Source organism: uncultured Ruegeria sp., from assembly GCF_947504215.1.
In the GTDB taxonomy this organism is placed as follows: domain Bacteria; phylum Pseudomonadota; class Alphaproteobacteria; order Rhodobacterales; family Rhodobacteraceae; genus Ruegeria.
In genome coordinates, this window is the sequence record NZ_CANNGO010000012.1 from 99,092 (window position 1) to 110,842 (window position 11,751).

Annotated in this window: 10 protein-coding genes; 8 read left to right on the forward strand and 2 right to left on the reverse strand. The window is 51.3% G+C overall.

All coding sequences use genetic code 11. From position 1 onward, the window contains the following. Positions 1-166 precede the first annotated feature (166 nt). From Q1B21_RS18230 to Q1B21_RS18260, 7 genes are all read left to right on the forward strand, one after another. Positions 167-433, forward strand: a complete 267-nt coding sequence (locus Q1B21_RS18230; protein ID WP_299891794.1) for a hypothetical protein — start codon at positions 167-169, stop codon at positions 431-433. Beyond that, on the forward strand, positions 352-723 hold the full coding sequence (locus Q1B21_RS18235) for a CocE/NonD family hydrolase (RefSeq protein WP_299891797.1): 372 nt from the start codon (positions 352-354) through the stop codon (positions 721-723). Before Q1B21_RS18230 ends, Q1B21_RS18235 begins: the two co-directional genes overlap by 82 nt. 16 nt (positions 724-739) lie before the next feature. Next, positions 740-1,921: a CocE/NonD family hydrolase gene (locus Q1B21_RS18240; RefSeq protein WP_299891800.1), complete on the forward strand. Its 1,182-nt coding sequence runs from the start codon at positions 740-742 to the stop codon at positions 1,919-1,921. Positions 1,922-3,031: 1,110 nt separating this feature from the next. Further along, the gene (locus Q1B21_RS18245; RefSeq protein WP_170516119.1) at positions 3,032-3,385 is read left to right on the forward strand and encodes a roadblock/LC7 domain-containing protein; all 354 of its coding nucleotides are present in this window, start codon (positions 3,032-3,034) and stop codon (positions 3,383-3,385) included. A 111-nt stretch (positions 3,386-3,496) separates the two neighbouring features. Beyond that, positions 3,497-4,174, forward strand: coding sequence for a response regulator transcription factor (locus Q1B21_RS18250; protein ID WP_299891857.1), 678 nt, complete (start codon positions 3,497-3,499; stop codon positions 4,172-4,174). Further along, complete coding sequence (locus Q1B21_RS18255) at positions 4,161-5,531, forward strand: HAMP domain-containing sensor histidine kinase (protein ID WP_299891812.1); 1,371 nt, start codon at positions 4,161-4,163, stop codon at positions 5,529-5,531. Before Q1B21_RS18250 ends, Q1B21_RS18255 begins: the two co-directional genes overlap by 14 nt. A 976-nt stretch (positions 5,532-6,507) precedes the next feature. Further along, a complete protein-coding gene (locus tag Q1B21_RS18260) occupies positions 6,508-7,878 on the forward strand; it encodes a HAMP domain-containing sensor histidine kinase (RefSeq protein WP_299891815.1) in 1,371 nt (456 codons plus the stop codon). A gap of 377 nt (positions 7,879-8,255) precedes the next feature. Here Q1B21_RS18260 and Q1B21_RS18265 read toward each other — a convergent pair whose 3' ends face one another. Both Q1B21_RS18265 and Q1B21_RS18270 read right to left on the reverse strand, forming a co-directional pair. Then, positions 8,256-8,795, reverse strand: a complete 540-nt coding sequence (locus Q1B21_RS18265) for a luciferase family protein (protein ID WP_299891817.1) — start codon at positions 8,793-8,795, stop codon at positions 8,256-8,258. A 65-nt stretch (positions 8,796-8,860) separates the two neighbouring features. Continuing rightward, the gene (locus Q1B21_RS18270; protein ID WP_299891820.1) at positions 8,861-9,451 is read right to left on the reverse strand and encodes a YceI family protein; all 591 of its coding nucleotides are present in this window, start codon (positions 9,449-9,451) and stop codon (positions 8,861-8,863) included. Positions 9,452-9,575: 124 nt separating this feature from the next. Here Q1B21_RS18270 and Q1B21_RS18275 point away from each other — a divergent pair, with 124 nt between their 5' ends. After that, the gene (locus tag Q1B21_RS18275) at positions 9,576-10,157 is read left to right on the forward strand and encodes a TetR/AcrR family transcriptional regulator (protein WP_299891822.1); all 582 of its coding nucleotides are present in this window, start codon (positions 9,576-9,578) and stop codon (positions 10,155-10,157) included. Positions 10,158-11,751 lie beyond the last annotated feature (1,594 nt).

The window sequence follows — 11,751 nt, forward strand, 5'->3', positions numbered from 1 at the left end:
AGGAGGCAAGGTCGGCTGTGCGGACGAAGCTTCCGCTCACTCGACAAGATTCAGTGTCCGGAATGAGTATGGTTTCGGGCCAAGGTGCCAAGCGACGCAGCGTATCGGTAGACATGGCTTATGACATCAATTCATAACGTCCAAGCCTGATTTGAGGGAGACGCAAATGCGCAAATTGGCGTTGGTTTTTCTTTTGTTGGTCGCAGTTGCTGCAGGTGGATTGTGGTTTCTAAGGGGCGGCCCCTTGCCATATGTGCCTTCAGATTTGTCTGACCTCTATCAAAACCCAGACAGCCCGGTTCGTGTCACCGATGTCAGCGCACTCGAAGAGGCGATTGTGATCGACGCGACGTGCCAGTTGTCGTTCGTGATGGCACACGCCTATCGGCCAATGTCTTCCGACCCATATCATCTGGTCCATTCCCCGTCGTGATGATGCTGACGGCCTATCACAAGGACGAAGGCCCGACTCGCTACCCGGACATTCTACGCAATCATCTGAAGCCGGAGTTCAATCTTGGTCCGATCGAAGTCAGCACCTGGACGCCATGGGAAGGACCCGATCCGGCGTACTGGGTTCAGCAAGGTTATGCTGTCGTAACGCTTGACAGTCGCGGATATGGCAAATCCGAAGGCATTGCCAGTGTGCTGACAATGCAGGACCGGCACGACTTCCACGACGCCATAACATGGGCCGGGACACAAGGCGTGGAGCAACGGTAACGTCGGGCTGACGGGCGTGTCCTACCTTGCCATCGCCCAATGGGTCGCGGCGAGCGATGCACCCGAACACCTCAAAGCGATCATGCCGTGGGAAGGTCAAAGCGATAGTTTCCGCGAGGTCCTTTTCCACGGCGGCATTCCCGAGACCGCCTTCACAGCCTTCTGGCTGGACCGCATGCGGTGTAAAGCAAACGAGTCCAGCCTGCCTCCCAACTTTGCCGTAAATTTTGCAGGCAAACGCCCCATGGTTATGAAATGGTTGCAGCAAAACTTGATGCCACCCTCAGGCATTTCGCTGACGGACATATCAGTGCCTGCCTTGATCGCCGCCGGTTGGTCGGATCATGGGCTCCATTCGCGCGGTTCGTTCGAGGGTTTCAAGGCAATCTCGTCGGAGCAGAAATGGCTTTATACGCATGGACGGTCCAAATGGCCGGTCTACTATAGCGAAGATGCGCGCCGCATTCAGACGGACTTCTTCGATCATTTCCTAAAAGGCCTCGACAACGGGTTCGACATGCGCCCGCGGGTTCGGCTGGAGGTACGCGATACTCTTGAAACCTACACGGTGCGAGGCGTGGAAGATTGGCCGTTACCGGGGACTGTCTATGCCCCTTATTACCTTAACCCCGAAGATGGAAACCTGCTGCCTGATGCGTTGCGTGACGCTCAGTCAGTCCGATATGAGGCAACGGAAGGTAGCGCTGAATTCAGGGTGAGATTCGACTCCGAAACGGAAATCACCGGGAATATGAAGCTGCGACTTTGGGTTGAGGCAGATAGCGCCAGCGACATGGACCTGTTTGTTGCCATCAGAAAATACGATGCAGCCGGTGACGAAGTTACGTTCTACGGTAAGGCTGGTTATACAGGCGCGCCTGTTGCCCTCGGATGGCTGCGGGTCTCGCGCCGGGCGCTTGATCCGGAACGGTCCACCCCTGCACAACCAGCCCAGTCATTTGAAAGCAGACAAAAGTTGAGTGCCCGACAAATCGTGCCCGTCGAGATCGAGATTTTGCCCAGCGGCACGAGGTTTTTCCCCGGCGAAACGCTGGAGGTTGCCATCCAAGGGAGGGATCACTTCGACCATCCCTCGCTTGGCCACAAGGACACAGTGAACAGCGGCACACACATCATTCACGCTGGCGGATCGTTCGACAGCCACCTGCTTTTGCCGATCATTCCCAAAAACCTCTGAAGCCCCCACGGCTCTCAATTGTTTGTCGCTTTAGAAGCGTTTTTAGCTGACCTGCAAAGCGGCCATTATGGCAAAGTGCAGCATCCGGGAATATGGGCTCGAAACAGACGTTCTCCGCGCGCAGGATCAATGACTGCTATCCGGCGACTAAAGTAATGGTCCGTTTGATCCGCAGGGGAGCTGACCACTCAACCAGAGATCGCTTCACATAACACCCCATTCGCCGATGTTAGCTGTTCGTTATGGAGAAGCGATTCAGCCAAAAGTTGTCTGCGCGTGCCTCTGTGTCGGGAAACACGCGCAGACTTTCGAGAAACCTGCCGGGCGTCTGCCCCGGCATGATGGGCTCCGACGGGTTCGCCGGGGGCGAGGCAATGCTATTCGACAAGCCACAGCCGGTGTCTTAATACTCGCAAGGTCAGTTGATGAATCATTTGCGCCGAATTTTCCATTTTTCGTCAACGTAAAGAGTCAATTCTTACAAATGTTTAAGCTTTCTGAAAGGCTGGTTAAAACTCTTAGCACTCTACGGACCACTTAGTCGTTTGGTAACGAGGCGAAGGTCTGATGCTGAGTTCTGTTTTACCCGTTTTGGCTGGCGTTCTTTTCGAACTCGGACATTTGTGGCCCGCATTCCTTATGGGTCCGGAAAGTGTATTGCCTCTTTCAACCAACACTGCGCAATACTTGGCCCCTGCCTGCGTTGTCGCGTTGAAATTTTTGCACAGAGGCCAGAATAGCTCCCGAGACCCAAGCGCAACAGTTTTGAAAGTTACATCAGAACCCAAGTGTCTTCCCCATCAAAGGAAAAGCGATCTCCCTTGTTTGGATGACAGATTGGTTGATCAGGTGTTTCTTCATGCCCAAGCAGTTCGAAACAAGTGTCACCCAGTTCGACGTTCTACTTCCACGATCACAACGAGAATTGGATTGTAAATGTCGAGACCCAAAGATGAGGCCACCTCTGTGCTGGCCAGATTTAACGAGAGATTTGGCCTAGTTCAAAGGCACGTAATCACCATTCCACCCGCAAACAACAGAGCCGGCCCAGACAATCAAGCGTCTGGTGTGGTTCAGACTAACAATTCCAAGGCCAAAAAGGAGCCAAACATGTCGTTGGACATTTCCAAACTAAGTGAAATCAAAGGTCTTCTGGGGGCTTGCCTCGTAGACAGTGATACTGGCCTTACTCTGGGTACAGAGGGCGGTTCCAAGTTTGATCTTGATACTGCAGGGGCAGCGAATGTTGAAGTCGTCCGTGCCAAACTTCAGGCAATTGAAGCTTTGAAACTTAACGATACCATCGAAGACATTCTGATCACGCTTGGCAAACAGTTTCATCTGGTTCGTCCGCTGGACAAAAACCCAAACATTTTTGTGTATGTCGCGTTGGACAAGAAGACCGCCAATCTGGGTCTCGCCCGCTTACAAGTAAAAGCTGTTGAAGAAACGCTCAGCCTCTAGTCTGCAACGAAATGCCAAATGGACTTCGCCATCCCGTTATGGCTGAGTTCAGTTAACCCCGCATTGGTAACTGCGATAAACGAATCCAACGGTAAAGTCGGAGGTCTTGAAATGAAAATACTCGTCGCAGAAGACGACAAAAAGACCGCCGATTTTGTCAATTCCGGGCTGAGATCGAACGGTTTTGGTGTGGAGTGGTATGATGATGGTCGAGATGCGCTCTCATATTGTTTGTACAACGAATGTGACGCCATAGTCTTAGACCGTATGTTGCCTGGAATGGATGGTCTCGCTGTTCTCAAGGCCCTGAGGGCCGCGAAGAAACAGACCCCAGTTTTGTTCCTCACATCAATAGGCGACGTTCAGGACAGAGTTGAGGGTTTGACCGAAGGTGCGGATGACTACCTGGTTAAGCCTTTTCATTTTTCAGAACTTCTGGCGCGCCTAAACAGCATTATCAGACGACAGCCGACCAGCATTGCCTCAACTGAGCTTCACGTCCACGATCTAACGATGGATCTGCTCAGCAGGGTGGTGAAAAGGCAAGACGTTACAATAGACTTGTTGCCTCGTGAGTTTGCGCTGTTGGAAGTTTTGATGCGAAATGCCGGGCGGATCGTGACACGCAACATGCTTTTGGAGCAAGTCTGGGATTACAACTTTGATCCAAATTCGACCGTGATCGAGACGTATATTAGTCGCTTGAGGTCGAAGATCGACAAACCCTTCGAGACACCACTTTTGCACACGTCTCGAAACCTTGGATACAGCCTTCATGGGCCGCTTTAGCATTCTCTCAGGAGTCCCGTTCCGATCGGCTTGTTTCGCGGCATTGATAGTCTGGATCATAACTGCTGTGTTTGGCTATGCTGCCTACTTAGCGCTTACAGACAGGCTTCGCAGTGATCTCCAGCAACAAATCCTCGATGAAGAGCTCCTGCTTCATGAGATTTTACTGGACGGCGACTCAGAAGCAGTTCAGCGAGCAATTGAACATTTGAATAGTCCCATTCGAACTGGGCTTCACGTAGTCGCGCTGTTCGATCAGAACGGTTCAGCACTTGCTGGATCAGTTGCGAAAACGCCCGATACGATAGGTTGGCACGAAGTCGATCCGGATTTTTTGCAAATCGGTGGGACTGCTCCTGTCTATCTTCTCCATGTATCAGAGTATCTTGGGTATCGCACGGTGGTCGCCCGCAGCCTGACAACACTTAATCAGGCTTTGACAACGCTTTGGGAAGGGTTGTTGCTGCTGACGCTTTCGACAACTGCCGCTGTCCTGGGTCTTGGCTATTACTTCAGCGCTCAAGACCAACGAAAACTTCAATGGATTGAGCGAACCCTCGACCAGGCCTTTCAAGAAGATATCAGTCTTCGTCTTCCCGTGTCAGATACAAGCGACCTATGCGATCGAATTTGCCATATGATCAACCGACGTCTCGACTGGATTTCGAGCTCACTCAACTGTGCTCAATCCACTGCGGTCACAATTGCCCGCGATTTGAGGAGCCCTTTGACGAACGGGTTCACGGCTTTACAAAAGGTATATAGCGAAGTTGAGTATGATGGTGACCCGCGACCAAGCCTCGACGATTTAGAGAAAAACCTTAAGCGCATCAGAACCGTCTTCGACACAATACTCAGAGTATCTCAGATCGAGGCAGGCGGGCATGAGATAAACTTCCAAACCGTCAATTTGAGTGCACTCGTTGAGAATATGGCAGAGGCGTTTCACCCGGTTGCCGTCGAAGCAGGTAACCACATCACCGCTGACTACAACGCTGACACGATTTTGATACGAGGCGACGAAAACATGCTGAAGCGGCTGCTCGTCAATCTTGTGAACAATTCACTCCGGTTTTGCCCTTCTGGATGTTGGATCAGGATTTCCCTAACGGCTACGACTGAAGCGATACAGCTGGTTGTCGAAGACGACGGACCGGGGGTTCCGGATCCACAAATCAGCAAGATTTTTGACGCGTTTTTCCGAGCTGACCACCCAAAAAACGACGCCGGAAATGGACTTGGCCTATCGCTTGTTAAGGCCATCGCAATGCGGCATGGCGCACTTATCACCGCAGAAAACAACAAACCGGGCCTGCGGGTATGTGTGAGCTTTGGGAAGCCTCCCATTGCGGCCTGAACACAAGCAGATGATTTGTGCAGCTCAGGATTCTAACCATCACCTGGACCACTCAAACCTGAAAGCTCAACCTCTTTGATCGGAAACACAATGATGAAAAATGCAATATTCCTAGTGGCACTCTTGCCTGCGAGTGCGGCGACTGCGGGCGAGACAGTATTCCAATGCACGTCAGAAACAAACGGAGAAGTAGTTCAGGTTTTTCAGGATACCGACCTCTCAGAAGCGCGACTGATAGTGCAGGATACAGAAGGCATAGCCTCCGTCGCACACGGCCTGGACGGCGTAACATTTATCCACATCAAGCCCGACGAAGTCTGGACGTTGGTGCTCCACTTTCCAACCATGACCTATGAGTTGTCCACTCATGGTGCCACACCAATCGAAGATCATGGACACTGCACAAAGGGTGGATGATCAATGCAAATCACTCGGTGTTCGCGGGTAGATCGCAAAACCCTTTCAAAAACGTAAGGATGGTGAAAACCCGCTGGCAAGATCACGTTGCAGAAGATGACGTCAGGTTCGGAACTGAAGCCGAATACTCGACTGAGGAAGCACTCGTACCCCTTTTTTGGGTATTACCGGTGCCGTGAAGACACGGACCACTCACTCATAAGCAAGCTTCTCTCAGTCAAAGCAGCGCGCCCTTCCTCCCCCTCGGAAGGGCGCGTTGTAAGTTCACTTAATCCTGCTTTCTGTTGCTTCCTAATACCGGCCGTGAACTTCTTGTGCGTTGGCTGTCAAAAGTGGCTCGCTGTGCACAATCAAGTGCAGCTTGTATGAACGTCAAAGCACTGACTCTACTGAACTTCGCTGGGCCCGCATCGCCAGTGTTGCAACACTTTCGGCCAAATTCCCCATTCTTCAACTGAAAATGCAGCTAAAACCCTCAGATCACATACTTGATCCGCCAGAACAGGTTCGTCGTTAGCCGAACAACATGGTGACGACACAAAAACTGGACTAAAGAAGAATGAAACGCTCAAACATTGTTTCTGGAGCAGCCTTTACTACCGCGTTGTATGCTGCGGTGGTCATACTTCTTTCGGTTGCAGCATTGGCGTTTTTGACATTTGAAAGAATTCGTGGCGACTTGCAGCGTGAAATGGACTCGTTGTTAATCGACGAAATGCGTTTCATTCAAGAAATTCTGGACGACAACGACAACGACAACGATTCCGATGTAGTACAAGCGATTGATGACGCGACACTCTGGTTGCCGTTCGACACGAGTTTGATTGGTTTGTTCGATAACCAAGGGAAGCGTCTGGCTGGAAACATCGACGAATACCCATCCTTTCGAGGCTGGGGAGAAATCGAAGATGATGGCATTAACCTAGGCGGTGAAAAACGTATCCATCGTGTAAACGTGCAAACCTACCGTGGCTTCGTAATAGTGGTTGGTCGCGATCTTGCATTTGTAACAAGCACACTTCGATCGTTGGCTTGGTCTTTGGTTGCAATCGGATTAGGAGCAACGCTGTGCACTCTGTTGGTTGGCTACATCTCCAGCGTAAGAACATATCGCAAACTTGATCAAATGGCGAAGACGCTCAACAAGGTCTCAAGAGGGGAAGTCAAAGCGAGGCTTCCGGTCGGCAAGAACAATGATCAGATAGACCGGGTTTCAAGGTTAATGAACAGCCATCTCGACAACCTGACTGCTTTGATGTCAACGACGCGATCAGCCGCTGCGGCCATTGCGCATGATCTGAAGAACCCGCTCACCCATGCTTACATCACACTTCAGCAAGCGAAGGATTCACTGCAATCGGACGGTCAATCTGTCGAAGCTATTGACCAAATTCAATCTGAACTTGATCGTCTCAAATGGACCTTTGAAACAGTTTTGCGGATCAATCGCATCGAAGAAGGCAACAGTTCAAAAGCGTTCAGCTATCTGGATTTGAATAGACTGGGTCAAGAAGCTGTTGAGAACATGATCCCGCTAGCGGAAGTGAAGGCACAAAGCCTTAGTTTTGTGGAGAACCAATCAGGGCGTACACTAATCGAAGGCGATGAGGGTATGCTGAAACAGCTCTGCGCAAACCTTTTGCAGAACTCAATTGATCATTGTCCAGAGCATTCCAAGGTTCTGCTGACCGTTGAACAAGAAGAAAGCACCGTTACGCTCTCGGTTGTCGACAATGGCCCTGGCGTTCCCGAAAACACACTAGGTAAGCTTTTTGTTCCTTTCTATAAACTAGAAAGTGAACGGAACAGTGTTGGGAATGGTTTGGGATTGGCGCTAGTGAAAGCTATTGCAGACCACCATTCATCGCTCTTAACAGCCACAAACAATTCACCTGGGTTGGCGGTCTCAGTTCAGTTCGACGCTGCTTAGTGAGCCTCCAATATTGAGCGGGTTCATCGTTGTGTTTTGGAAGCGGAGGATCATAGAAGGCCTTCACACGACCGAATTCGGAAGAAATTACTTCGAAGTAACGGCAATTCAAAGTGACTTATACGCAGTTCGCCAGGGGGGCTAATCGCCGCCACATTTCCAAAAGGAAAGCGACCGGCCGACATAGGGTAGGATGTCGTTAGCTATCTATTTTGACCGGCGAACAATTTGCGTTTTTTTCCAGAACTTCCGTCTTGTCACACTCGATGGTTGATGATGGGTGGAGTGACGGCGCTTTTAAGGCGGCAAAAGCAAGGCGGCTGAAACAGCACTCTTAAAGGAAGCAGGCGTCACCGCACACTTTCGGGCAAACAGGCTTAACCCAAGGTGTTGCCGGTGATGAAGGTGTACGAACTTTCCACCAGATCGATGACGACATCCAGCTCTTCTGGTGTGGTCGGAGTATAGATCATGACAAAGCCACTCCATCCGGGACGTTGATTGGCCCAAGGGTGTCCTACGGCCCAGCCAGCCTCAATTGCCCGTCGCGCCATTGCGGGGTGCAGCGAAGCGTGCAAGCTGCCATCAGGATGCATATGCGCAAACTCAAACCCACCAACGATAGAGCTCGGTTGGGACAACAACATGTCGCGATCAAGCTGAAAACCAATTGCGCCAGGAAGCGATATGCGTGTCGGGCCAAGTGTGACCCCGGGGAATTGCGCAACACGCTCCAGCAATAGCTGGGCCAAATCGGCATCGATTTCGACACCAATCTGAGTATGCGGTACGCCGCTTGTCGTTTCAGGACGGGGTGAGGTGCGCTCCGGCAAGAAGCGCTCTTGTGCGGATGCCAAGGGGCACATCAATGCCACCGCCGTTGCAGCAACCGCCAATGTTCTCAAAAACACATTCATCGTGTTGACCATCCGCCAAAATTAAAGAATGAGTGCTCAGTGCAGCATCGGCGCCCTAGCACACATCATTCAGTCTTTAACGCTTCGACATTGATCAAGACTGCTATTTCGTCGCTCACCGCAGGTGCAAACGCCCCAAGTCCGAATTCAGACCGCGCGATAGTCGCCGTGGCTGCCAGCCCCAAGGTCGGCGTGCCCTCCTTTTCGCCAAAAGGGTATGGCGCTGATTTGTTAAGCGTTGTTTCCAGAACAACAGGTTTGGTGACGCCATTCATGGTCAGGTCGCCAGAAATATTCGCGGAATTGTCCCCGGTCACTTCAATGCTGGTTGAGGCGAAAGTGACCACGTCATCGTCACTCGCGCTGAAAAAGTCATCGGACATGAAGTGTTGCAGACGGGCGTCCCAGCCCGTGATCATGGATTTTACAGGCATAGACACTGTGACAGATGACGCAGACGGATCATCTTCGTTGAACTCAATCTCACCGCTAAAACCTGAGAACATTCCAAACGTTTCTGAGAACCCGATGTGGTTGTAGCTGAACAAAACCTGGCTGTGTCCAGGATCCAGCTCGTAAGTGCCACTCTCGGACAACGCGGTTGTCGCGCCCATCGATAAGAGTACCGCCAGCGGGGTTGCTGCAACTTTGAACATTGATAGGCTCCCATTTTGACAAGACGTGTTTGTGGAATTGAGTATTGGGATTTAGGTGTTGGCCGACCATACTTTTAGGACAAAATGTTCTACTATGCAACAAATTGTTCTATAGGGGGAGTGATTGAAAGAAGATCCTAGGCTGATCGCCACACGACAGACTGCGCTTGATGCTGCGCAAAAGATACTGATGGATGAAGGCGTGCTGCACGTAACTCATGGCGCAGTTTCAAAGGCAACGGGTATTTCGCGTAGTACACTTTACAGGCACTGGCCAGATGCGCGTAGTCTGCGTGATGCAGCATTTCGGCGCATCGCAACACCGCCGAACATACCGCCCAAAACCGATGGCCCGCTACGATCTGACCTGCGCTGGTTACTCGGTATACTGATGGGAGCCTTGAATGACACACCATGGGGCCAAATCGCGCCTCAGGTGGTCGCTGCTGCGTCCACCGACGAAGAAGCGCGGTTGGTGATCACTGAATTCATGAAAGACAGGTTCGCGAGTGTTGAAGCAGTATTTGCAGCCGCAGTAGGCCGCGGTGAGATCACCGCCGACGTTCCGGTTGACCAACTCATAGAACTAGCAGTCGCTGCCCCCTATTTCCGCAAGCTCATACGTCACGAGGCCCTGGACGAAGATTGGTTGGATCAACATGTTGATCTGCTTTGCAGTATCGCGAAAACCAATTCGGGGCAGTAACCATCGCCTTACTTTGCAATCAAAGCGACCAGCAACGGGCGCGAGATTACGGCAAAGCATCAAATCATGATCAATAGCATGTCCAGCCAGTTCCTAATAGCGGCTGCTCTAAAAGGTCTCGGCAAACGTTTGCTATGATCGTCCGCCGAAGTTTGAAAAGTCAGCTTTCTGTGCACTGCCGACATTGATGCACGGTGCAGCAATCTGCACTTTGGGCTCAATTGAGGCCTTAGCCGCAGCGTTGATGAGTGGCCGCTCTTCGTGTTGGGTCAGAAATGCTTGACGATTGGGTCAGAAATGACTGACGTGATTGGCCGATTTATTGAGGTTTTGGCTGTCGATTGAGTCAAAGATCAGTGACGTTCCACACCTTTTGTTGAACGTCACACGAACCTGACCCAACCGTCATAGTTGGACCAGAAAAGTAGTGAACGTTCGACATCAGAAGGCGCCCCCAAAGTTGGACACCAGCTGAATTTGATCTTTGCGTCATCAACTAACACGCCACCCCCATTTTATGCTCCCGCAGGCAGTTTAGTTTGTTCTGACTTCCCTTGCGGAAAATCAGAGCTGATTTGTAGGTCAGACAGCGAAGCTGCCTGTTCCTGCTAATCTGCCACGTGGCGAACGCGGGAAGGGGCGAGGCAACGCTATTCGACAGGGGTGGTGCGGCCCGCAGGCACAGCCGAGGACACGGCTCTGTCTAAAAGGGTTGCACGAGGGGGAGGGCAGTGCCCTCACCCTGACGGCCAGGGGCGTTTGGCTTGTCCAAATCCCGCTGGCCCACGAAAGGAAAGTGATGAGGTGGAGGGCCTGCCGTCATTTGCGATCGACCCCTTCTGTCAAACTTCAAAAAGTAATAGAGGCCACCAAGCAGACTTTCGCTGCCATTGCAGCACTGGGCCCCAGCGACGTCGGCAATGCACAGGAAGCGGACTTCAAATCAAAGATGCAGTGTTTTGGAGCCGTGGTCAGCGGCTATCGGGACAAAGGTGGCCTTGAACAACTCGCATCTCTGACTGATGATTGAGAAGCTGAAAATACTTCTGAAGCGGGACTTGCATGTTGTTTAAAACTTCTATTCTGTACTTTCCTTTTGGGCTCGGAGCCCTCTTGGGTTACTTCCGAGTTTCATTTTGGCTTGTTTCTTTAGGGCCGGTTGCACTGATTTTGTCGTTTTATGATCCAATGGCAGAACCCGATCTAGTCAAGATTTCTGCCTACTATGGGAGCTCAGCCATTTCGACAATTGTAGGCTATTTTGGTGGTAAGTTTCTGCGAGACCGTGCTGCCAGAAAAGATCAGGATTGAACAAATGTTGAAGCAAGGGCTCAATCTACCGCTCGAGGTAATTTTTAGAGATTATAGCAGGGAGTCATTTTTCACTAACATGCTCACATAGCGATCCCGCTTATGTAGCCCCCGGTAGTTGTAGCGGCTTGAGATCATAAACCGTTGGGCGCGAGATTATTGCCGTTTCTGGCTCAGATAACTTGAGACTGTTAATTGATTTGGGATCACATTAGTTACGACTGGGCTCAGAATAATTGAGACGGGCTCACATTGCTGAGACTGGGATCGCAGCCGTGATACT